Annotated in this window: 22 protein-coding genes and 2 pseudogenes; 12 read left to right on the plus strand and 12 right to left on the minus strand. The window is 54.3% G+C overall.

What is annotated here, in order from left to right:
• Positions 1 to 22: 22 nt before the first annotated feature.
• Genes yidC through rpmH form a run of 4 tightly spaced genes read right to left on the minus strand, consistent with a single transcriptional unit; the run spans position 23 to position 2396 of the window.
• Positions 23 to 1654, minus strand: coding sequence for a membrane protein insertase YidC (gene yidC / locus FGI04_RS19155; protein WP_016941623.1), 1632 nt, complete (start codon positions 1652 to 1654; stop codon positions 23 to 25).
• A 2-nt stretch (positions 1655 to 1656) separates the two neighbouring features.
• Entirely contained in the window at positions 1657 to 1914 is a 258-nt protein-coding gene (gene yidD, locus FGI04_RS19160; protein WP_012886807.1) for a membrane protein insertion efficiency factor YidD, read from the minus strand.
• The gene (gene rnpA / locus FGI04_RS19165; RefSeq protein ID WP_012886808.1) at positions 1878 to 2237 is read right to left on the minus strand and encodes a ribonuclease P protein component; all 360 of its coding nucleotides are present in this window, start codon (positions 2235 to 2237) and stop codon (positions 1878 to 1880) included. Before rnpA ends, yidD begins: the two co-directional genes overlap by 37 nt.
• 18 nt (positions 2238 to 2255) lie before the next feature.
• A complete protein-coding gene (gene rpmH, locus FGI04_RS19170) occupies positions 2256 to 2396 on the minus strand; it encodes a 50S ribosomal protein L34 (protein WP_000831330.1) in 141 nt (46 codons plus the stop codon).
• 662 nt (positions 2397 to 3058) lie between these two features.
• Between rpmH and dnaA the strand changes: the two genes are divergently transcribed.
• The 4 genes from dnaA (at position 3059) to gyrB (ending at position 9219) form a co-directional block, all read left to right on the plus strand.
• On the plus strand, positions 3059 to 4459 hold the full coding sequence (gene dnaA / locus FGI04_RS19175; protein WP_248589732.1) for a chromosomal replication initiator protein DnaA: 1401 nt from the start codon (positions 3059 to 3061) through the stop codon (positions 4457 to 4459).
• A 4-nt stretch (positions 4460 to 4463) separates the two neighbouring features.
• Positions 4464 to 5564 carry a DNA polymerase III subunit beta gene (dnaN, locus tag FGI04_RS19180; RefSeq protein WP_012882754.1) on the plus strand — a complete coding sequence of 367 codons (1101 nt, stop codon included), beginning with the start codon at positions 4464 to 4466 and terminating at the stop codon, positions 5562 to 5564.
• 140 nt (positions 5565 to 5704) lie between these two features.
• Positions 5705 to 6790 (plus strand): DNA replication/repair protein RecF, encoded by a 1086-nt coding sequence (gene recF, locus FGI04_RS19185; protein ID WP_016941621.1) that lies wholly within the window; start codon positions 5705 to 5707, stop codon positions 6788 to 6790.
• A 17-nt stretch (positions 6791 to 6807) separates the two neighbouring features.
• Positions 6808 to 9219, plus strand: coding sequence for a DNA topoisomerase (ATP-hydrolyzing) subunit B (gene gyrB, locus FGI04_RS19190; protein ID WP_342699139.1), 2412 nt, complete (start codon positions 6808 to 6810; stop codon positions 9217 to 9219).
• 80 nt (positions 9220 to 9299) lie between these two features.
• Here the strand turns inward: gyrB and FGI04_RS19195 are convergent, their stop codons facing one another.
• The 4 genes from FGI04_RS19195 to FGI04_RS19210 all read right to left on the minus strand — a co-directional run bounded on the left by FGI04_RS19195 (position 9300) and on the right by FGI04_RS19210 (position 13897).
• Positions 9300 to 10484, minus strand: a complete 1185-nt coding sequence (locus tag FGI04_RS19195) for an MFS transporter (RefSeq protein WP_407337121.1) — start codon at positions 10482 to 10484, stop codon at positions 9300 to 9302.
• Positions 10485 to 10695: 211 nt separating this feature from the next.
• Entirely contained in the window at positions 10696 to 11448 is a 753-nt protein-coding gene (rsmJ, locus tag FGI04_RS19200) for a 16S rRNA (guanine(1516)-N(2))-methyltransferase RsmJ (protein WP_342699137.1), read from the minus strand.
• Positions 11445 to 13487, minus strand: a complete 2043-nt coding sequence (prlC, locus tag FGI04_RS19205) for an oligopeptidase A (RefSeq protein ID WP_342699136.1) — start codon at positions 13485 to 13487, stop codon at positions 11445 to 11447. The genes rsmJ and prlC overlap by 4 nt, the downstream gene beginning before the upstream one ends.
• Before the next feature lie 125 nt (positions 13488 to 13612).
• Positions 13613 to 13897 carry a DUF2623 family protein gene (locus FGI04_RS19210; RefSeq protein WP_226511516.1) on the minus strand — a complete coding sequence of 95 codons (285 nt, stop codon included), beginning with the start codon at positions 13895 to 13897 and terminating at the stop codon, positions 13613 to 13615.
• A 312-nt stretch (positions 13898 to 14209) separates the two neighbouring features.
• On the opposite strand from FGI04_RS19210, the gene FGI04_RS19215 reads away from it, so the two are divergent.
• Positions 14210 to 15052, plus strand: a complete 843-nt coding sequence (locus tag FGI04_RS19215) for a 23S rRNA (adenine(2030)-N(6))-methyltransferase RlmJ (RefSeq protein WP_342699135.1) — start codon at positions 14210 to 14212, stop codon at positions 15050 to 15052.
• Positions 15053 to 15107: 55 nt separating this feature from the next.
• On the opposite strand, the gene rnz is transcribed toward FGI04_RS19215, so the two are convergent.
• Entirely contained in the window at positions 15108 to 16022 is a 915-nt protein-coding gene (rnz, locus tag FGI04_RS19220) for a ribonuclease Z (protein WP_407337122.1), read from the minus strand.
• Between the two features lie 302 nt (positions 16023 to 16324).
• Between rnz and gorA the strand changes: the two genes are divergently transcribed.
• From gorA to FGI04_RS19245, 5 genes and pseudogenes are all read left to right on the plus strand, one after another.
• Complete coding sequence (gene gorA / locus FGI04_RS19225; protein ID WP_110371564.1) at positions 16325 to 17677, plus strand: glutathione-disulfide reductase; 1353 nt, start codon at positions 16325 to 16327, stop codon at positions 17675 to 17677.
• A gap of 423 nt (positions 17678 to 18100) precedes the next feature.
• On the plus strand, positions 18101 to 18367 hold the full coding sequence (locus FGI04_RS19230; protein WP_226092784.1) for a hypothetical protein: 267 nt from the start codon (positions 18101 to 18103) through the stop codon (positions 18365 to 18367).
• Positions 18368 to 18378: 11 nt separating this feature from the next.
• Positions 18379 to 18909, plus strand: coding sequence for a hypothetical protein (locus FGI04_RS19235; RefSeq protein WP_342699132.1), 531 nt, complete (start codon positions 18379 to 18381; stop codon positions 18907 to 18909).
• Entirely contained in the window at positions 18902 to 19495 is a 594-nt protein-coding gene (locus FGI04_RS19240) for a Fic/DOC family protein (RefSeq protein WP_342699131.1), read from the plus strand. The genes FGI04_RS19235 and FGI04_RS19240 overlap by 8 nt, the downstream gene beginning before the upstream one ends.
• 104 nt (positions 19496 to 19599) lie before the next feature.
• Positions 19600 to 19951 (plus strand): annotated as a pseudogene (locus tag FGI04_RS19245) (helix-turn-helix domain-containing protein); the annotation flags it as partial.
• A 42-nt stretch (positions 19952 to 19993) separates the two neighbouring features.
• Here the strand turns inward: FGI04_RS19245 and FGI04_RS19250 are convergent.
• A pseudogene (locus FGI04_RS19250) lies at positions 19994 to 20183 on the minus strand (IS1 family transposase); the annotation flags it as partial.
• Between the two features lie 104 nt (positions 20184 to 20287).
• Entirely contained in the window at positions 20288 to 20935 is a 648-nt protein-coding gene (locus tag FGI04_RS19255) for a YitT family protein (RefSeq protein ID WP_342699130.1), read from the minus strand.
• A 200-nt stretch (positions 20936 to 21135) separates the two neighbouring features.
• Between FGI04_RS19255 and FGI04_RS19260 the strand changes: the two genes are divergently transcribed.
• Positions 21136 to 21606, plus strand: a complete 471-nt coding sequence (locus FGI04_RS19260) for an Lrp/AsnC family transcriptional regulator (protein ID WP_038906608.1) — start codon at positions 21136 to 21138, stop codon at positions 21604 to 21606.
• A 2-nt stretch (positions 21607 to 21608) separates the two neighbouring features.
• On the opposite strand, the gene FGI04_RS19265 is transcribed toward FGI04_RS19260, so the two are convergent.
• Positions 21609 to 22730, minus strand: coding sequence for an aminotransferase class V-fold PLP-dependent enzyme (locus FGI04_RS19265; protein ID WP_407322105.1), 1122 nt, complete (start codon positions 22728 to 22730; stop codon positions 21609 to 21611).
• Between the two features lie 30 nt (positions 22731 to 22760).
• On the opposite strand from FGI04_RS19265, the gene FGI04_RS19270 reads away from it, so the two are divergent.
• Positions 22761 to 22883: a hypothetical protein gene (locus FGI04_RS19270; RefSeq protein ID WP_407274885.1), complete on the plus strand. Its 123-nt coding sequence runs from the start codon at positions 22761 to 22763 to the stop codon at positions 22881 to 22883.
• The last annotated feature ends 272 nt before the right edge of the window (positions 22884 to 23155 follow it).

Below are 23155 nucleotides of genomic sequence, written 5' to 3' on the forward strand. Positions count from 1 at the left end.
GATTGATTGGGCAATCAACCGGTTACTTTTTCTCGCGGCTGTGCAGCCCGCGTTTTTCCAGCCCTCGGTAAATCAACTGCTGCTGGGCGATGGTCACCAGGTTGCTGACGATATAGTACAGTACCAGACCTGACGGGAACCACAGGAAGAACACAGTGAAGATAACCGGCATGTAGGTCATGATCTTCTGCTGCATCGGATCGGTGACCGTGGTCGGCGACATCTTCTGAATGAAGAACATGGTCAGACCCATCAGGATCGGCAGCACGTAGTACGGGTCCTGCGCCGAGAGGTCATGAATCCACAGTGCGAACGGCGCGTGACGCAGTTCCACCGAGCCCATCAGCATGTAGTACAACGCCAGGAAGATAGGCATCTGGATGACCAGCGGGAAGCAACCACCCAGCGGGTTCACTTTCTCTGCCTTGTACAGCGCCATCATTTCCTGACTCATACGCTGTTTATCGTCACCGATACGCTCACGCATTGCCTGCAATTTTGGTTGCAGCATGCGCATTTTCGCCATCGAGGTGTACTGCGCTTTGGTCAGCGGGTACATGATGCCGCGCACGATAAAGGTGATGGCAATGATGGAGAAGCCCCAGTTGCCGATGAAGCCGTGCAGGAATTTCAGCAGCTTAAACAGCGGTTGGGAGATGAACCACAACCAACCGTAATCTACGGTCAGGTCCAGATGCGGTGCAACGGCGGCCATTTTGTCCTGAATTTCCGGGCCAACCCACAAGGTGGCGTTCAGGTTCTGCTGGCTACCCGGCTGTACAACAACAGAAGGCGACTTAAAGCCGATAGCGGCTAAGCCATTGCCAAGGTTGGCGCTGTAAAACGTATTGCTCGCGGCAGCGTTTGGCACCCAGGCGGTAGCGAAATACTGTTGCAGCATCGCAACCCAGCCACCCTGTGTGTTGATGTTCAGGTTCTCTTTCATATCGCTAAAGCTGTATTTGCGATATTTATCGTCGCTGGAAGAGAACGCTGCGCCACGGTAAGTGTGCAGAGCAAAGTTATTGCTGCCGGTGTCGCGGTGTGACGGCAAATCGATAGATTGCTTCAACTGGCCGAACAGCGTCAGTTCCAGCGGCTGTGCACTGGTGTTGTTGACACTGTATTCCACGTTCAGCGCGTACTCACCACGTTTTAACACGAAGGTTTTGGTGAAGCTGACACCGTTAGCATCGGTATAGGTCAACGGAATACGCAGTTCGTTCTGGCCTGCGGCCAGCTCAAAGCGATCCGCCGAGGCGGTATACAGCGGACGTGAACCGTTAGCCGGGTTGTCCGGGCCGTTTTTACCAGTCAGGCCGCTTTGTGCTTGGTAAGTGAAGGCCGGGGTGGTTTCCAGCAGTTTGAACGGCTGGTTGGAGCCCAGTTCTGCCGGGTAAGCCAGCAGGTCGGCTTCTTCAATGTCACCGCCGCGAGTGTTGATGTTCAGCGACAACACGTCGGTTTTCACGGTGATCAGTTTACCCTGACCGCTGGCTGGTACGCCCTGGTTGGCTGCATCGCCTACAGCGCCATTCGCCTGTTGCGTGGTCTGGGTGGCCGCGGGTGGATTTTTGTCCGTTTCCCACTGCTGCCAGATCATGAACGTCACGAATAGCAGAGCGATGACAAGAAGATTGCGTTGCGAATCCATCGTTAATGTTCTCTGTTATTGTCGGGTTTTGGCGGTACGGGATCATCACCACCAGGGTTCAAAGGGTGGCATTTTAATACGCGTTTGAGCGTCAACCAACAGCCTTTTATCATGCCGAACCGGCGTATTGCTTCAATGCCATATTGGGAGCACGACGGCTGAAAGCGGCAGTGCGGTCCAAGTAGCGGACTGATAAAGCGTTGATACCCGCGTATCAGGCCGATCAGCAGGCGTGAGCCAAACGACAGTGACGGCGCCATAATTTTTCCAACGCTTCCGTTAGCGTACGGTTATCCAGTTCAGACACCCCTTTTTTAGCGATGACGACAAAATCCATCGCGGGCAGCTCGTGTTGACGCAAACGAAAACTTTCACGTGTCAGGCGCTTGATACGATTACGTTCATGAGCCCGTCTGACGTGCTTTTTTGCGACGGTGAGGCCAATACGAGGGTGTCCCAGCGTATTCGGGCGACCGAGGATGGTAATCTGCGGCGTGCCGGCCCGTTGAGGCTGCTGGAAGACGAAAGAGAAATGGCTGGGAGTTAACAGACGTAACTCCCTGGGAAAAGCGAGCGTAACCACTCGAAGGGTTAGCTTTTATTACTTGGAAACAGTCAGACGAGCACGGCCTTTCGCACGACGGCGGGCCAGAACCTGACGACCATTTTTAGTGGCCATACGAGCACGGAAACCGTGGCTACGGTTACGCTTCAATACGGACGGTTGGAAAGTGCGTTTCATGGCGATTTCTACCTAAACTTGATTTAAGACTTCACAGTAAACGCGTTTGGCTACTCGGCGTGAAAAGTGACCGACGCCTCTATCGCATAATAAAGAGGCGGGATTGTAATAATTGTACAGCCCCGAGTCAATTAACATCCGCGTTTTACCCGCCTGAAACTTCCCGGTGGTCCCGGATTTTCTGTTTGTTCAGCACATAAAATGAGCTGCTCAGCACAGAAAACAGGCGCTACGCGCAGGCCGCGAATTATACGGACTCTGCGATAAAGCGCAAGGATCCCTCAGCGATCCTGTCTGCGGGATCATGATCCGCGTCACCGCTGATCGAGTCGATTACGTCTATGCTTACTACCCGCAAGGGATCCGGGGCAGGTTGTGGGTAACCTTATGGGTATCCCGTAATAAAAGCGGAATTTGACACAGACTATAAGAAGAGCCTGTGGATAAAAAGGATCGAAACTGTGTAGAAAGGGGAGATCTCTTTCGTGGTTTAGGTTATGATCCGCCGTCCCGCTAGCGATCTCTGGATCGGGATCGTCACGGTAAAGCCGCCTTATGCGCGGCGCACCCCGGCGTAGTCGTGTCCATGCGCAGCCGGGTGCCTGAAAAATCATGAGTTACATAACTAACGTCTGTTCCTTTTCTTGATTGACCTTGTTCGAGTGGAGTCCGCCGTGTCACTTTCGCTTTGGCAGCAGTGTCTTGCCCGTTTGCAGGATGAGTTACCTGCCACAGAATTCAGTATGTGGATACGCCCGTTGCAGGCGGAACTGAGTGACAACACTCTGGCGCTTTACGCCCCGAACCGCTTTGTGTTGGATTGGGTGCGCGATAAATACATCAATAATATCAATGGATTGTTGAATGATTTCTGCGGCATGGATGCGCCGTTGCTACGTTTCGAAGTCGGCAGTAAGCCTGCCGCGCCGGTTGCCGTCCCCGTCGGCAACCATAATGCTACCGTAGCGGTTCCCCAGACGCGTGCGGCGTCACCAGTGCGCCCGAGTTGGGAAACCCCATCGGCACCGGCTGAACACACCTATCGTTCCAACGTGAACCCCAAGCATACCTTCGATAATTTCGTGGAAGGTAAATCCAACCAGTTGGCCCGCGCGGCGGCGCGCCAGGTGGCGGATAATCCTGGTGGCGCGTATAACCCACTGTTTCTGTATGGCGGTACTGGTCTGGGTAAAACCCATCTACTGCACGCGGTGGGTAATGGCATCATGGCGCGTAAGCCGAATGCCAAGGTGGTGTATATGCATTCCGAGCGTTTTGTGCAGGATATGGTGAAGGCACTGCAGAACAACGCGATTGAAGAGTTCAAACGCTACTACCGTTCTGTGGACGCACTGCTGATCGATGACATTCAATTTTTTGCCAATAAAGAGCGCTCGCAGGAAGAGTTTTTCCACACATTTAATGCGTTGCTGGAAGGCAATCAACAGATCATCCTGACGTCGGATCGTTACCCCAAAGAGATCAATGGGGTGGAAGATCGCCTCAAGTCCCGCTTTGGCTGGGGGTTGACCGTAGCTATCGAACCGCCGGAGCTGGAAACACGTGTGGCGATCCTGATGAAGAAAGCGGACGAGAATGATATCCGTCTGCCCGGCGAAGTGGCGTTTTTTATCGCTAAACGCCTGCGTTCTAATGTGCGTGAGCTGGAAGGTGCACTGAATCGTGTCATCGCTAACGCCAATTTTACCGGCCGTTCGATCACTATCGATTTTGTACGTGAGGCGCTGCGCGACCTGCTGGCGTTACAGGAAAAACTGGTCACCATCGACAATATTCAGAAGACGGTGGCGGAGTACTATAAGATTAAAGTGGCCGACCTGTTGTCTAAGCGGCGTTCACGTTCGGTGGCCCGTCCGCGTCAGATGGCGATGGCGCTGGCCAAGGAACTGACCAACCATAGCCTGCCGGAGATCGGCGACGCGTTCGGTGGCCGTGACCATACCACTGTGCTGCATGCCTGCCGCAAAATAGAGCAGCTGCGCGAAGAAAGTCACGACATCAAAGAAGATTTTTCCAATTTAATCCGAACCTTATCGTCATAACATCATGAAATTTATCGTTGAGCGTGAGCATCTGTTAAAACCGTTGCAACAGGTCAGCAGCCCGCTGGGCGGGCGACCGACGTTGCCGATTCTGGGCAACCTGTTGTTGCAGGTCAGCGAAGGCCGGTTATCGTTGACCGGTACCGATCTGGAAATGGAGATGGTGGCGCATCTGGCGCTGACGCAGCCCCATGAACCGGGCGCTACCACCGTACCGGCGCGCAAGTTATTCGATATTTGCCGTGGCCTGCCGGATGGGGCGGAGATTTCCGTCACGCTGGAAGGCGATCGGATGCTGGTGCGTTCCGGGCGTAGCCGTTTCTCCCTGTCCACACTGCCAGCGGCGGATTTCCCCAACCTGGACGACTGGCAGAGCGAGGTGGAATTTACCTTGCCGCAGGCGACGCTAAAACGCCTGATTGAAGCCACCCAGTTCTCGATGGCGCATCAGGATGTCCGTTACTACCTCAACGGTATGTTGTTTGAAACCGGTGGCGAGGAGTTGCGTACTGTTGCAACCGATGGTCACCGTCTGGCGGTTTGCGCCATGCCGGTTGGTCAGTCTCTGCCGTCGCATTCGGTTATCGTGCCGCGTAAAGGTGTGATGGAACTGGTGCGTCTGCTGGATGGCGGCGACACACCGTTACAGCTACAGATTGGCAGCAATAATATTCGCGCCCATGTCGGCGATTTTATCTTTACCTCCAAGCTGGTGGATGGCCGTTTCCCAGATTATCGCCGCGTGTTACCGAAAAACCCGGACAAAACGCTGGAGGCCAGTTGCGATCTACTGCGTCAGGCGTTTTCCCGTGCGGCCATTTTGTCGAACGAGAAATTCCGCGGCGTACGCTTGTACCTCAACCAGAACCAGTTGCGTATTACCGCCAATAACCCGGAACAGGAAGAGGCGGAAGAAATTCTGGATGTGGAATACGGTGGTACGGAGATGGAAATCGGCTTTAACGTCAGCTACGTGCTGGATGTGCTCAATGCACTGAAGTGCGAAGAGGTGCGCATGCTGCTGACGGATTCGGTATCCAGTGTCCAGCTTGAGGATGCAGCCAGCCAAGCGGCGGCTTACGTGGTCATGCCGATGCGTCTGTGAATCCTCTGTGCGCCTGCCTGCCGTCACACGCCGCGCCATTGGGTGCGGCGTGTTGTTATCGGCGTTGTGGTGGGTTTTGTTATCGGTAAGGGCGCGACACGGTCTGATATGGGCAACAAATCTGGCAAAATGGTTGTGATATGGCGCTGACCCGTCTTCTTATCCGCGATTTCCGCAATATCGAATCGGCCGATCTGGCACTGATTCCCGGCTTTAATTTTCTGGTGGGTGCGAATGGCAGCGGCAAGACCAGTGTGCTGGAAGCCATTTACACGCTAGGGCATGGCCGGGCGTTTCGCAGTATTCAGGCGGCGAGGGTCATTCGTCATGAGCAGGCAGAATTCATTCTGCATGGCCGTATCGAAGGGCAGGAGCGTGAGCGCGCTGTCGGGTTGAGTAAAAACCGCGACGGCGATAGCACGGTGCGTATCGACGGCAGTGACGGCCACAAAGTGGCTGAGCTGGCGCAACTGCTGCCTATCCAGCTTATCACCCCGGAAGGTTTCACCCTACTGAACGGCGGCCCTAAATACCGCCGTGCTTTTCTGGACTGGGGCTGTTTTCACAACGAACCCGGTTTTTTCAGCGCCTGGAGTAATCTGAAAAGGCTGTTGCGTCAGCGTAACGCGGCGTTGCGCCAGGTCAGTCACTACGGGCAACTGCGCGCCTGGGACCGCGAGCTGGTGCCGCTGGCCGAAGGCATCAGCCAGTGGCGTGCTGAGTATAGCGCCGCTATCGCTGCGGATATCGCGTCCACCTGCGCTCAGTTTCTGCCTGAGTTTTCCTTAAGTTTTTCTTTCCAGCGTGGCTGGGATAAAGAGAGCGACTACGCTGAACTGCTGGAGCGCCATTTCGAGCGCGACAGGCAGCTAGGCTACACCGCGCTGGGGCCGCACAAGGCCGATTTTCGTATCCGCGCAGGCGGCGTGGCGGTGGAGGATATGCTATCGCGCGGTCAGCTCAAGCTGCTGATGTGCGCACTTCGGCTGGCTCAGGGCGAGTTCCTGACCCGGCAAAACGGACTGAAATGTCTGTACCTGATCGACGACTTCGCCTCCGAGCTGGACAGCACCCGCCGTCGCCTGTTGGCCGAACGGTTGAAGGCAACACAGGCGCAGGTGTTCGTCAGCGCCATCACCGCTGAGCAGATTAGCGACATGGTGGGCGAAAATGGCAAGATGTTCCGCGTGGAACAGGGTAAAATAACCGTTCAATCACAGGACTAAATGAGCGAGAAACGTTGATGTCGAATTCTTATGACTCCTCAAGTATCAAGGTATTAAAAGGGCTGGATGCGGTCCGTAAACGCCCGGGGATGTATATCGGTGATACGGATGACGGAACCGGTCTGCATCACATGGTATTCGAGGTGGTGGACAACGCTATCGACGAAGCGCTCGCAGGCTATTGTAAAGATATTGTCGTTACTATTCATGCGGATAACTCGGTATCGGTGCAGGATGACGGCCGTGGTATTCCGACGGGCATCCACGAAGAAGAGGGTGTGTCCGCTGCTGAAGTCATCATGACCGTGCTGCATGCGGGCGGCAAGTTCGACGATAACTCCTATAAAGTATCCGGCGGTTTGCACGGGGTAGGGGTATCGGTGGTGAATGCCCTGTCCGAGAAGCTGGAGCTGGTTATCCGCCGTGAAGGCAAAATTCATCGTCAGGAATACCGTCATGGTGAACCGCAGGCACCGCTGAGCGTAACCGGTGATGCTGACACCACCGGCACCACGGTGCGTTTCTGGCCGAGTCTGGAAACCTTCACCAATGTGGTCGAGTTTGAATACGACATTCTGGCTAAGCGCCTGCGTGAATTGTCGTTCCTCAACTCTGGCGTGTCTATCCGCCTGCGCGATGAGCGCGAAGCGAACAAAGCCGACCATTTCCACTACGAAGGCGGCATCAAGGCGTTTGTGGAGTACCTGAACCGTAACAAGACGCCCATTCACCCGCAGGTGTTCTATTTCAGCGCTGAAAAAGACGGTATCGGCGTGGAAATCGCCATGCAGTGGAACGACGGTTTCCAGGAAAATATTTACTGTTTTACCAACAACATTCCGCAGCGTGACGGCGGTACCCATCTGGCAGGCTTCCGTGCTGCCATGACCCGTACGCTGAATAACTACATGGACAAGGAAGGCTACAGCAAGAAAGCCAAAGTCAGCGCCACCGGCGATGACGCGCGCGAAGGGCTGATTGCAGTGGTATCGGTGAAGGTGCCGGATCCGAAATTCTCTTCCCAGACCAAAGATAAGCTGGTGTCTTCAGAGGTGAAATCAGCGGTGGAATCGCTGATGAACGACCGTCTGGTGGACTACCTGATGGAAAACCCCAGCGACGCCAAAATCGTGGTTGGCAAAATCATCGACGCCGCCCGCGCCCGTGAAGCCGCACGTAAAGCCCGTGAGATGACCCGTCGTAAAGGTGCGCTGGATCTGGCTGGTCTGCCGGGCAAACTGGCGGACTGTCAGGAGCGTGACCCGGCGTTGTCTGAACTGTACCTGGTGGAGGGTGACTCCGCAGGCGGTTCCGCCAAGCAGGGTCGTAACCGTAAGAATCAGGCCATTCTGCCGTTGAAAGGTAAGATTCTGAACGTGGAAAAAGCGCGTTTCGATAAGATGCTGTCTTCGCAGGAGGTGGCGACGCTTATCACCGCACTGGGTTGTGGTATTGGTCGCGACGAGTACAATCCGGACAAACTGCGCTACCACAACATCATCATCATGACCGATGCGGATGTCGACGGTTCTCATATTCGTACGCTGCTGCTGACCTTCTTCTATCGTCAGATGCCGGAAATCATCGAGCGTGGCCATGTGTTTATCGCCCAGCCACCGCTGTACAAGGTGAAGAAAGGCAAGCAGGAACAGTACATCAAAGATGACGACGCGATGGACCAGTACCAGATTATGCTGGCGCTGGACGGTGCCGCGTTGCACACCAACGCCCATGCCCCGGCAATGGCGGGTGAGCCGCTGGAAAAACTGGTGGCGGAGCACTACAGCGTGCAGAAGTTGATCGATCGCATGGAGCGTCGTTACCCTCGTGCGCTGCTTAATGCGTTGATTTATCAACCGTCGCTGACGGAAGCCATGTTGAGTTCGCAGGCCGACGCTCAGTCATGGATGGAAGCGCTGATCCAGTTCCTCAATGAAAAAGAGCAGCACGGCAGCACGTACAGCTTCATTCTGCGTCATGCCAACGAACGCCACGAACCGGTGTTGCGTGTGCGTACCCACGGCGTGGATTCTGATTACGCGCTGGACCTGGCGTTTGTTCAGGGCAATGAGTATCGCAAAATCAATGGACTGGGTGAGAAACTGCGTGGTCTCATCGAAGAAGACGCGTTTGTTGAGCGTGGCGAGCGTAAACAGCCGGTCGCCAGCTTCGAGCAGGCGTTGGACTGGCTGGTGAAAGAGTCGCGCCGTGGCCTGGCTATTCAGCGTTATAAAGGTCTGGGTGAGATGAACCCGGAACAGTTGTGGGAAACCACCATGGACCCGGAAAGCCGCCGTATGCTGCGTGTGACGGTAAAAGACGCCATCGCCGCCGACGAGCTGTTCACCACCCTGATGGGTGACGCCGTTGAACCGCGCCGCGCCTTTATCGAAGAAAACGCCCTGAAAGCAGCGAATATTGATATTTGATAGATAGCCATTCTTCTGGCGTAAGTCTCACAGAAACCCGCGTTTGACGCGGGTTTCTGCTTTTTAACGCTGTACATACTTTATGCGGCCAGCGCCCGTCGCCTTGTACTGTACCACTCCTGTGCCAACGCCATCACGGCGGTCATCACCATAAAGATAACGGCCGACCAGAAAATGGCGGACGGATGACCTTGGTCCAGAAACCAGCCGAAGACCACCGGGCCACCGGCACCGCCGATATTAAAGCCGGTGGTGACTACGCCGAAGACCCGGCCTTCAGCACCGGCCGGTGATGCCGCGCGAACCAGCATATCCCGCGATGGGGCGATCATGCCGGAGAGAAAGCCTGCCACACCCAGAATCAGCGTGGTCGCCAGCGACGGCAGGGTAGACGCCGCGACGATGGCGACCAGCACCGCCGTGACCACCAGCGAACCGGTGGCGACTAGCCCGTGATGCCGGGTTTTATCCGCCAGTGAGCCGCCTGCCAATACGCCAAACGCGCTGGTAAACAAAAACGCCGTCAGCGCCAGGTTGGCTTCGGTCAGCGGCATGCCGTAGCCGTTCACCAGTGCGGTCACCGAGAAGTTTTGAATCGAGTTGGTGCTCAGGTTGAGCAGCATAAACAGCACCAGCAGCGACAGGATGGGCAGGGTAAATACCGCGACCTTTGGCGCAGAGGTCTTTTTGTCGTGCGCGCTGGCGGCAGGCAATGCCTCTTGTTCGCCGAGCAACATCGGTACGGTCAGCAGCCCGAGCAAGCCGGATAAGATCAGCGCGAACTCGATACGGGTGAGGGCGGCAACAGTCAGCAAAATGGCTGGCGCGACGGCTGTGCCGAGAAAACCGGAAAAAGTATGCACCGAGAAGGCGCGACCCATGCGGTTTTCGGCAATGCCACGTGATAGCAGGGCGTAATCCGAGGGGTGATATACCGCGTTGGCAAGCCCAGCCAGCGCCATGGCGATGAGCATCCAGCTGTAGCTGGTAAAGACGCCGAGCGACAAGAAACACAGACTGCCCAACGTCAGCCCGGCTATCAGCGTGCGACGCGGGCCGATACGGTCAACCGCAAAGCCAATCGGCGTTTGCACCAGTGCGGAGACAACGTTGAATACGCCGAGCGCCACCCCAATTTCCACGTAACTGATGCCACGCTGTGCGGAAATCAGCGGCATCAGCGCCGGTAACACCATCATGTGGAAATGACTTACCCAGTGAGCGGCGGAGACTTGTGCCAGTAGTGGTAGCTTTTTTATTGTCATGATTATTTTTATCGATTGGTTACGCAGGTGCGCAAGGCAGATTCAGCAATAAGGTTAACATATCGCCACAACAGTTAGTCGTCTATCTTTATACCGACAACGTGACCGAGGTGACAGTGCTGAGAAGGGGAAAAAGCCAGTCAAAAGCCACAGAAAGACAGAAAAAGGTCGCTGACTGCATCTGCTCGCATCCGCAGTCAGTACGCAAGATTTACTGGGTGATGGGCAGGTAAAAATCGAACCGGTGGCTTTTGGTTTCCAGCGCTGACTGGGCCGGTACTGCTGCCAGCGGTGGCGCGTAATCCGGGCGTTTGACCACGACCCGCTTTTTTGCCAGGCGGCGTGCCGGTTCCAGCAAGGCGTCGGCGTCGTTGTCAGCACCCACCAGCGACTGAAACACCCGCATCTCCTTTTTCACCAGCGCGCTTTTCTGGCGGTGGGGAAACATCGGGTCAAGATAGACCACGTCCGGTGGTGGGGTAATAGCAGACAACGCGTCAATGCTGGAGGCGTGTAGCAGCGTCAGGCGCTGTTGCAGCCAGCCACCGATCTCCGGGTCCTGATAACCGCGTTGCAGGCCATCATCGAGCAACGCTGCCACCACCGGGTGGCGCTCCACCATGCGCACCCGGCAACCGAGAGCCGCCAGCACAAAGGCATCACGCCCCAGGCCCGCGGTCGCGTCCACCACATCGGGCAAATAGTCTTTTTTGATGCCGACAGCTTTGGCGACGGCCTCTCCACGCCCGCCGCCAAAGCGGCGGCGATGCGCCATCGCGCCGGAAACGAAATCCACACAGATGGCACCGAGCTTCGGTTCATCGCATTTGCGCAGTTCCAGTCGCTCGGGGGTGAGCACCAACGCCAGCATGGCGTCGGTGTCATTTTCCAGACCCCAGCGTTGTGCCAGGGTAGCCAGTGCCTCGGGGTTGGCACCGGCTTCGGTCAGTAACGCAATTTTCATCCCTGAATGCCGTAGTGTTTCAGCATCGCATCCAGTTGCGGTTCACGGCCACGGAAGCGTTTGAACAGTTCCATCGGCGCTTCGGAGCCGCCGCGAGACAAGATGTTTTCCAGGAATGACAGGCCGGTGTCGCGGTTGAAGATGCCCTCTTCTTCAAAACGGGAGAACGCGTCTGCCGCCAGCACATCGGCCCACAGGTAGCTGTAGTACCCGGCGGCGTAGCCACCGGCGAAGATGTGGCTGAATGAGTGCGGGAAGCGATTCCATTCCGGGCTTTTCACCACGGAAACCTGCGCTTTCACCTCTGCCAGCGTTTCCAGCACGCGAGCACCGGTGGCTGGGTTGTAACCGGCGTGCAGACGGAAGTCGAACAGGCCGAACTCCAACTGACGCAGGATGAACAGCGCTGCCTGATAGTTTTTCGCTGCCAGCATTTTGTCCAGCATGTCCTGCGGCAGCGGTTCGCCCGTCTCGTAATGACCGGAGATAAACGCCAGCGCATCCGGCTCCCAGCACCAGTTTTCCATAAACTGGCTCGGCAGTTCGACGGCATCCCACGGCACACCGTTGATGCCGGAGACGCCAGCGGTATCGATACGGGTCAGCATATGGTGCAGCCCATGGCCGAATTCGTGGAACAACGTGGTGACTTCGTCGTGGGTAAACAGCGCGGGTTTGCCGTCGATCGGACGGTTAAAGTTACAGGTCAGGTACGCCACCGGCTTTTGCAGCTCGCCGTTGGCTTTGCGCAGACGGCCGACGCAATCGTCCATCCAGGCACCGCCGCGTTTGTGTTCGCGGGCGTACAGATCGAGGTAGAAGCTCCCCAGCAATTCACCGTCTTCGGCAAACAGGTCGAAGAAGCGCACTTCCGGATGCCAAACATCGACGTCCTGGCGCTCTTTGGCGGTGATGCCATAAATACGTTTCACAACTTCGAACAACCCTTCCAATACGCGCGGTTCAGGGAAGTACGGGCGTAGCTGTTCGTCGCTGATGGAATACAGGTGTTGTTTTTGCTGTTCGGCATAATAGCTGATGTCCCACGGGTTCAGCTCATCAACGCCAAACTGTGCTTTGGCGAACGCGCGCAGCTGTGCCAGCTCCTGTTCCCCTTGCGGGCGGGCGCGTTTAGCCAAATCGGTCAGGAAATCCAGCACCTGCTGTGGATTTTCTGCCATTTTGGTGGCCAGTGATTTGTCAGCAAAGCTGGCAAAGCCTAGCAGTTGCGCCAGTTCATGACGCAGCGCCAGCGTTTCGGCCATCACCTCGCTGTTATCCCACTTACCGGCGTTCGGGCCTTGTTCTGACGCACGGGTCACATAGGCGCGGTACATCTCTTCACGCAGCGCCTGATTAGCGCAGTACGTCATGACCGGCAGGTAGCTTGGGATATCCAGCGTCAGCAGCCAGCCCTGTTGTTCTTTCGCTTGTGCCAGCGCTTTGGCTGCGGCCAGCGCGCTTTCCGGCAGACCTTCCAGCTCGCTGACATCCGTTATCAGCTTGGTCCAGCCCATGGTGGCGTCTAGTACGTTGTTGCTGAACTGCGACCCCAGTTCGGACAAGCGGGAGGCGATGTCGCCGTAGCGTTTTTGCTGTTCCGGCGGCAGGGCAATCCCGGACAATTCGAAGTCACGCAGGGCGTTATCCACCGCTTTTTTCTGCGCGATGCTCAGGCTGGCGTAATGTTCGCCGTCACGCAGCTCGCGGTAGGCGCGGTACAACCCGGCATGCTGGCCCACCCAGGTGCCGTATTCAGACAGCAGCGGCAGGCATTGTTCATAGGCGCTACGCAATTCCGGGCTGTTTTTCACCGAATTCAGGTGGCTGACCGGGGAGAAAATGCGCCCCAGTCTGTCATCACTTTCCGCCAGCGGCTGACACAGGTTATCCCAGGTGAACGGCCCCGGCTGCGCCACCACGCGCTCGACTGTCTGGCGACAATCGTTCAGTGCGGCTTGTACGGCGGGGAGGATGTGTTCAATCTGGATCTGGGAGAACGGCGGCAGGATAAAGGAGGAAAGTAATGGATTGGTCATGGCACAGTCCTGAAATCTATTGATGATGACTTAACATGAGGGGTAATGAGGGGAAAATCAATGGCAGGGCGCACAACAGGCCAAGGCCGACGGTAAAAAGCGATGGTTAGCGGTGATGCCGACGCTCAGGAGGGGTGATCGTAACCGGCGTAAAACCAGGCTATCAGCGACGGGTTACTGACATCGGTAAAAAACTCCGCCACGATATCGCGTATCAGCCCGTAACGGCGGCACAGTTGCCCGGCTTCAAACGCGGCTTGTTGTCGGCCTCGCAATGACGCACGCTGGTGTGCATAACCGCAGACGTAGCCACGGCGATAATCATCGCAATGGTGGCGGATATCATTCATCGATTGCGGTGTACTGGCGTGTAGCCCCGCCAGAATACCGTCGCCAAAGTGGTTTTTCATAAGCGTGGTTTCCAGAACATGCGATATATAAAATATTATATAACGTAAAAGGTGCGTTGAAAAAGGTGAGTTATTGTACTCCCCCGAGGTGGATAGCGGTGATTGTGGGGGTATTTTGTGGCGCTAACCGTTTATATACCCGTCATACTTCAAGTTGCAGGTGTGTTGGCTTTCCTCGCTCACCCCAGTCACTTACTTGTGTAAGCTCCAGGGGATTCGCTGCGTCGCCGCCTGCCTGCAACTCGAATTATTTAGGGTATACTATGGCGATTAGCGGCAAACGCGCCCTCATTGACCGGAAATCCATACGTTATGCTGAGTTATCGCCACAGTTTTCATGCCGGCAATCATGCCGATGTGCTGAAGCACACTGTCCAGAGCCTGATCATTAATGCGCTGAAAGAGAAGGACAAACCGTTCCTGTATCTGGATACGCATTCCGGCGCGGGCCGTTATCAGTTACAGAGCGAACATGCCGAGCGCACTGGCGAGTACCTCGACGGCATTGGCCGTATCTGGCAGCGGAATGATATTCCGGCGGAATTGGAGCCGTACATGCAGGTGGTCCGTTCTTATAATTCCGGTGACAAGCTGCGTTACTACCCCGGTTCGCCACTGATTGCCCGCCAGTTGCTGCGCGAGCAGGATAAAATTCATCTTACTGAACTGCATCCGACCGACTTTCCATTGCTGCGTCAGGAGTTTCTGCGTGACGACCGGGCGCGAGTGGTGCGTGAAGACGGCTACCAGCAACTGAAAGCCCAGTTACCGCCGCTGTCGCGTCGAGGGTTGATTTTGATCGACCCGCCTTACGAACTGAAAACCGATTATCAGGCGGTGGTGAAAGGGATTCAGGAAGGCTATCGCCGCTTTGCCACTGGCGTGTATGCGCTGTGGTATCCGGTAGTGCTGCGTCAGCACATCAAACGTTTGCTCAAAGATCTGGAAGACACCGGTATTCGCCGTATTCTGCAAATCGAACTGGCGGTGTTGCCAGATAGCGATCGCCACGGTATGACCGCCTCCGGCATGATTGTCATTAATCCGCCGTGGAAACTGGAATCCCAGATGAAAAGCGTGCTGCCGTGGCTGCATCAGGCGTTGGTGCCTGCCGGTACCGGCCACACGCTTGTTGAGTGGGTGGTGCCGGAGTAAGCGTCCAATCTACCCGCTGCTACTCCCTGCCGCGGTTACCCCCTGTTGTACCAGGTTACACCTCAAACGTCGCCAGGTCAGTGGCGACCTCGGTGGCTGCAAACAGCGTCTGGCATTCCTGACGTAACCGTTCCAGATCTGCCAGACCATAGCGGGCGCTGAAATGGGTGATGATCAACCGCTTCGCGCCAGCGTCTCGCGCCGTGGCGGCGGTTTGCAGGGTGGTGGAGTGACCGCGTGCGTTAGCGCGCTCCGCCATTGATCCTTCCACTGTGGCTTCGTGCACCATGACATCGACCCCCGCAGCCAGCTTGAGTGCTTCCTGCGTTGGGCGGGTATCGCCGAGAATCGCCAGCGATTTACCCGGCAAACTGGGGCTGAGGTAATCCCAGCCGTTCAGTACCTGCCCGTTATCGAGAGTGACTGTTTCCCCGCGTTTTAACTGCTGGAAATAAGCACCGGGTTTGATGCCCTGTGCCGCCAGTTTTTCCACATCCAGCACGCCCGGTTTGGGGCGCTCCTCAATGCGGTATCCGAGGCAATACAGCGTGTGCGACAGTTCATGCGCCGTCACGCGTAACTGAGCGTCCTCGAATACCGTACCGGGAACCACTTCCACCACCTCCAACGGATACGTCAGCCAGGAACCGCTTTGCGTCAGCGCCGTTTCAATGAAGGTTTTCAACCCAGCCGGGCCGTAGAGCGTCAGCGGTGTATCGATACCCGCCATGGAGCGAGAACACAGCAAACCGGGCAACCCGAACAGGTGGTCGCCGTGCAGATGGGTGATAAAAATTTTCTCCAGCTTGCCGGGTTTGATTGGGGTGTGCAAAATCTGGTGCTGAGTACCTTCACCGCAGTCAAATAGCCAGAACGCCGGGCGAATACCGTGCAAGTCGAGCGCGATACTGGTGACGTTGCGCTCTTTAGTCGGCACACCCGCGCTGGTACCGAGAAAAATCAGTTTCATGCAACACTCCGAAAATTAAACTATTTTTTCATATTGTGTCATTTTACCTATTGCACCGATTTCCAAAACCGTTGCGAACCGTTGTGCATTTCTTCATACAATCCCGCTTTCTGTCTTTGCCGGATAACGATTGCTGGCGTTACACTTCCCGTTGGTGTTACCTCTTTCGCTGGCGTGGCCTTGTTGGTGCCAGCATGACATTGTGAGTAGTATCGCGCCATGGGTGCCAGAACAGACGTGGCGGCGGGATACGGTCTATTTACTTTTATCGAACGTTTATCGAAAGCAAGCGTGGAGCCCTGATGACCAGACATTATGACTATCTCGCCATTGGTGGCGGCAGCGGTGGTATTGCCTCCATCAACCGTGCGGCTATGTACGGAAAGAAATGTGCGCTGATTGAAGCCAAACATCTGGGCGGCACCTGCGTCAACGTCGGGTGCGTGCCGAAGAAAGTCATGTGGCATGCGGCGCAGATTGCCGAAGCCATTCACCACTATGGGCCGGACTATGGCTTTGATGTCACCGTCAATCGGTTCAACTGGGATACGTTGCTGAAAAATCGCAGCGCCTACATCGACCGTATCCACCAGTCCTACAACAATGTACTGGGGAAAAACCAGGTCGACGTGATTCAGGGGTTTGCCCGTTTTGTGGATGCGAAAACGGTGGAAGTGAACGGCGAGCGTATCACCGCTGATCATATCCTGATCGCCACTGGCGGTCGCCCGACGCGCCCGAACATCCCCGGGGCGGAATACGGCATTGATTCCGATGGTTTCTTTGAGTTAAACGCGCTGCCACAGCGGGTGGCGGTGGTGGGGGCCGGGTACATCGCGGTGGAAATCGCTGGCGTGCTGAACGCGCTTGGTTCTGACGTGCACTTGTTTGTGCGCAAGCACGCGCCGCTGCGCCAGTTTGACCCGCTGATAGTGGAAACACTGGTCGAAGTGATGAACACCGAAGGCCCGGCGCTGCACACTGAGTCCATCCCGAAAGCGGTGGTGAAAAACGCCGACGGTAGCCTGACGCTGCAACTGGAAAGCGGGTACGAGCAAACCGTGGATTGCCTGATTTGGGCGATTGGTCGTGAACCGGCGAACGATAAGGTAAACCTGGAAGCGGCAGGTGTCGCACTCAACAGCAAAGGCTACATCGTGGTGGATAAATTCCAGAACACCAACGTGCCGGGCATTTACGCGGTGGGCGACAACACCGGTGCCGTTGAGCTGACGCCAGTGGCGGTGGCGGCAGGGCGTCGTTTGTCTGAGCGCTTGTTTAACAACAAGCCGGACGAGCATCTGGATTACAGCAATATCCCGACCGTGGTATTCAGCCACCCGCCTATCGGCACTGTCGGGCTGACCGAGCCGCAGGCGCGCGAGCAGTACGGCGATGAACAGGTGAAAGTCTACAAATCGGCTTTTACCGCCATGTACACTGCGGTGACGCAGCATCGCCAGCCATGCCGCATGAAACTGGTGTGCGTGGGGCCGGAAGAGAAAATCGTCGGCGTGCACGGTATTGGCTTCGGGATGGATGAAATCCTGCAAGGCTTCGCGGTGGCGGTGAAGATGGGCGCGACCAAACAAGACTTCGACAACACCGTGGCGATTCACCCAACGGCGGCGGAAGAGTTTGTGACCATGCGTTAATGCCGAAAACCCATCTACTGTAGAAAACCGAAAGGCCAGAGCATCGTCTGGCCTTTATTTATTGTCAGCTTTAAACCACCTCCTCGGGAGGTGGTGATTGTTCCTGTGAGGCTCTAGCCTGAAGAAAGCCCATGCGTAAATGTTTCACCTTACACTTGGATGATTCAGATAGATTGTGAGGTTTTTTTCCTCGTAATGCATTCGAAAAGAAGGCTAAAGAGTGGCGAATAAAGATGTTGTGCCCTCTTTCAGGGGGCTACATCAAAGCCGCCTTCTTTGAACTGACTCTGTTGACTAATCGATACACTGCCTTTTCTACAACGTTTATGCCCAAAACATTTTAAACAACCGCACTTGAAATAAGTCGATATTAAGTTCATATTAAGTTCGAATTAATATCGATATATTTTAAGGGAGATTATTATGGGGAAGATTTCTGTTGCAGAGTTTGAGGCTAAAGTATTGGAAAAAGAAGAAGTAGTGGTTAAGGTTCGTGCCCCTCGTGGTACCCTGGTGGAAGATTATGCCTTCGAACGTAAAGCAGCGGGAAACAGTTCGATTACTGATTTCATTGAGAATCGCATCGCACCTTGTATTGATAATTTGGAAGTTGAGATCATCGACGGCGAATACAGTAAGCCGCACGGCCGTACTAAGATGAGCACATTACGCAGCGGGTACGACCGCTAAAAGAGGTCATAATGAAGCTCAAACAGAATTCGCAACCGACATCAAAAGAGGGGTTGGAACAATACGTCAAGGATTCGTTCATGATCCTGCTTGAGAACCGCCCTGTTGACAAAGCTCTTCCCTCAATATCGCCGAAGAAATTTACCTCAGCGATGCGTAAAGTCACAGGTTTGGATGTTAAATCTTCATCATTGCTGGAGCTAAAGCAAACTCTGGTGAAACTTATAGGCGGCCATGACAAGTTACCGAGCATCTTGAACCAACGTCAGGGCGGATTTATCGCAACAAAATACAAGTTGAGATCAGTGCTTGGCGTGCCTCTACGAGCAAGATCATGGGCGGAACTTCAGCAGCGGGTTTCTCTATTGGTTACATTGTGTAGTGTGGACGTTGATCTTGCAGAGAAACGCTTCAATCAAGCCAAAATAAACAGCTTTATAGGCTCGTCTTCTCTCGAAGGCATCGACCTTTCTGAAACACAAGAACGAAAAGAACAGCATCTTAAGATGCTGTTAAAATATGGAATAAAAAAGCATGGATAAATACCTAACCGAAAGTGGCGATCCCTACTGCTATCCAGAAACAAACGTACTGATCAACAAGCATAACATACGCGATCCTCTTGAACTCGAGATGCTAGAAGCTGCTGTTACTGAAGCCAATTCAAGAACACTGCGGTTAGTACACCCTCCATACTCGTTGGCAACTATGCAGGGAATCCATAAGCACCTGTTTGATGATCTTTATGATTGGGCAGGGCAAATACGGACAATTATGATTATAAAGGGAAAGACTCCTTTTTGTTATCCGAGCATGATCGATAGTAACGCTAGCCAGTTATTCGCAGATCTTGAGTCAGACAATTGGTTGAGGGGGTTGGATAAGGATTGTTTTTGCAATGGCATGGCTAAGCACTACGCAGAGTTCAATATGTTGCACCCGTTTCGGGAAGGCAATGGTCGAACTCAACGGGTACTATTCGATTATCTTGCTGCTATTAATGGATATTACATCGAGTGGGGCAATATATCCCCATCGGACTGGATAGAAGCAAATGTGTATGGCGTAATACAGGACTACACCTACCTATATAGAATCTTTTCTGCTATTACCTACGAGCACGCCTAAATTGTATGAGTCGCGACCAGAGCTGACACATGGCCTTGAAAGGTTGATAGTTACCGGTTTTGATATGGGGGCCTAATACTTATACAAAACAATAGGTAACTCGCATGCTTCATGCTAACAATCCTGTCATTAAACACAAAGTCAGTTTACTCAATCTGGCTAAAAAACTCAGTAACGTGTCGAAAGCTTGCAAAATCATGGGCGTTCCACGGGATACGTTTTATCGCTATCGTGAACTGGCTGATGAGGGCGGTGTGGATGCGCTGATAAATCGTAGTCGCCGCGCACCTAATCTTAAGAACCGTACCGATGCCTGCTACCAGGCAGGCTGTTGTTTATGCTGCGGTATTTTCGTTTCACGGTCAACACCAGACCAGTAACGAGTTACGTAAACAAGGCGTTTTTATCTCAGGAAGCGGCGTCCGTTCAATCTGGTTGCGTCATAACCTTGAGAATTGAATTTCAAAAAAACGCCTGAAAGTGCTGGAAGAAAAAGTAGCCTGCGCCGTTGAAAGCCATTTCGGTGATCTGCTCTTTGACACCGAGCTTGCGTGCTTCGTAGGTATAAGTGAGCAGAAACACGCGGTGGTAGTCACGGCAGCGAAATTTGTCACGATCTTTAGGTTCTGACCATGGCGATAAACCTGAGCAGACTGACAATCGGGCAATGAACATTAACGCTGACCATGAGAAAACCTTAAAAGCGAGCGTTATATAAACAATCAACTAATTGGTGCACTACTCTTTGCGCCTGCCGTGAAATACGCGGGGAGCAGGCTGGGGATGTTGTGTTTACCCACCCTGATAACGCCCCGGTTTATGCCAGTTCATCAGCATGGCGTTCATTGCCAGTGCGCTGAGCGCCGACCACAACAGCAAAGAAACGGGCATGGTGAATAGGGAGATGGCGAATACTAGCATGTCCAGCAACATCTGGCTTTTGCCGGCATTGATATTGAAGCGTTTATAGAGCCAGAGCGTGACCACACCGGTACCACCGACCGAGGCGTTGTGGCGAGCCAGCGAAAGAATCCCCATACCGAGGAAGGTACCACCTACCAGCGCGGAAAACAGCGGATGCACATAGTTGATGGTCAACAGCCCGGGGACCGCCTGGGTGGCGAGACTCAAGGCAATGTTGACGATCAGTGTTTTCAGCGTAAACGCGCGCCCCATACTGAAGTAGCAGAAAATCATGAACGGGATATTAGTCAGGATAAACAGCACGCCGATCGACAGCGGGACAACGTAGGAGAGCAGCAGGGCGATACCGGCAATCCCACCGGTGATCATGCCTGACAGTTTCAGCAGATTCAGACCGAACGCAATAAACATCACCCCCAGAATCAGGCCGTACACATCGTCTTTCAGGGTATGGGCCAGCCCCGACACCTGTCCGGTATCCGCTGTCTTGGGTAGCGCAACAGAGTCTTTCAGCACGGTATCACCCTTATCAACATCTGGTCGTCCGATTTAGCCATAAGAAATGCATATATCTGCGTATTTTATGACTGAAAATTCAGTATTGGCGTTAAAATTAACATTGATCGTGGAGTGACTTTTAACTAAAAGAAAAGCCATTTATCGATTAGATTAGGGATTATCACTCATATGCATGACATGAATAGAGATTATCACTCATGAAGATCGACCGTATCGATGCGCAGATATTGAATGAGCTACAACAGGACGCACGGCTAAAAACCACAGAGTTGGCCGAACGGGTGTGCCTGTCGGCCACACCCTGCACCCGGCGGCTCAAACAGTTGGAAGAGGCCGGGATGATCGACCGGTATGTCACGCTGTTGGATCAGGAAAAAGCCGGATTTCCGGTGAATGCGTACATTTCATTGACGTTGGAGCCCAAAGCGGAAGCGACCTTTCGCAAGTTTGAGCAGCAGATCGCCACCTTTGACGAGGTGATGGAGTGCCATTTGATGTCCGGCAGCCATGATTTTATGCTGCGGGTAGTGGCCGCCAGCTTGTCAGATTTTGAGAAATTCCTGCAAAAGAAACTGATTAAAATCGAAGGACTGCGTGATGTGCAGTCCTCGTTTTCGTTGCGGCGGTTGATTCACAAAACCGCGTTGCCGGTTAAAGCGACGGTATGATATCAGGCGGCGAATTCGCCGCTGGCGACCAGAAAATCGATCAGCGCGGTCAGCGTTTTCAGGTCGTCAAAGGCGATGTTGTGGAATAACGCGATGCGTAACTGGTTGCGCCCCAGCGCCCGATAACCTTCGATACCGTGCGCCAGCCCTTGCTCGTCCAGATAACGGGTCAGCTTGTCAGCTGAAATCGTATCGGCCAGGTCGATGGTCGCAACGGTGGTGGAGCGGGCTGCCGGGTCGGCCACGTAGGCGGACAGATAATCCCGTTCGGCGGCCCACTGATACAGCAGCTCGGCTTTCTCCGCCGCCTGACGCTCCACGTCGGCGAAACCCAGCGTATTCATGCGCTTCACCTGTTCAGCGAACAGGAACAAGGTCACCACCGCAGGCGTGTTGTAAGTCTGCTGCTGCTCGCTGTTGCTCAGCGCCAGCCGCCAGTCGGCGAACGCCGGGATATAACGGCTGGGATCAGCGGCTACCTCGGCGATCCGCGCTTTGGCTTTCGGCGACAGAATTGCCACGAACAGCCCGCCTTCGCTGGCGAATACTTTTTGCGGCGAGAAGAAAAAGACATCCACACGGGAGAGATCACAGGCGATTTGCCCGGCACCACTGGTCGCGTCTATCGCCAACAGACAGTCTTCCCCTACCTCGGGTAACAGGGTATTCATCACCCCGGTGGAGGTTTCATTCAGCGTACAGGCTACTACGTCAGCGCCTTGTGTCACGAAGGTGGAATTCGCCTGACCGTATTCCACCGCGACGTTATCCGCCTCAATCCACGGGATTCGGCGCGAGGCTTTAAACCACTTCTCCGAGAATTCACCGCAGGTGTGGTGGACGATGCGCTTTCTGACCAGCCCGAGGCCCACCATATCGAATAGTACAGTGGCCCCACCGTTACCCAGTACGATGCTGTAGTCGTCCGGTACCGACAGGTAATCCCGCAGGCCTTGCTGAATGTCGCGGCACAGTGCGCGCACCGGTTCTTTGCGATGGCTGGTGCCCAGCAAATGTGGCCCTTTATCTTTCAGGCGCGTCAGGTCATCAAGCTGGATCAGTGATGGGCCGCAGCCAAAACGGGGATCCACCGGAATCAGTGCTTCAGGAAGGGTTATCGCCACGCGTTTCTCCTCAGGTTTTATCAGGTTCTCATGATGCTGTTTTCATCAGAATACGCGGGATGGGGAGAAAAGCGGTATGACTATTTTAGCCCGATGGTGCTGTTGTCCCGCTGCAACGCCAGCGGTGAAAACTGTGGCGATAGGGAAAAATGATATTAAAATGTTAATTAGCGGTTTGCAAAAAACGCATTTTGTTATAAGAATAATAACAATAGGATTATTTCAGAGAAAGTGTCGCGATGATGGTGTTTATCACCCGTCATGGCATGGTTTTTTTTAAATAAATTTCCCAAAAGAATAAATTATTTCAAACTGAATTAATTCCAGATGATGATTTTCGTGAGGCGGTGACGCTTCTGTTTGAGCATTTATCTCTGGAAAGGTGTTTTATTTCTTACTGCCTGTAACGTCAGGTGTTTTTTCGG

The organism is Dickeya ananatis (assembly GCF_019464615.1).
Taxonomy (GTDB): Bacteria; Pseudomonadota; Gammaproteobacteria; order Enterobacterales; family Enterobacteriaceae; genus Dickeya; species Dickeya oryzae.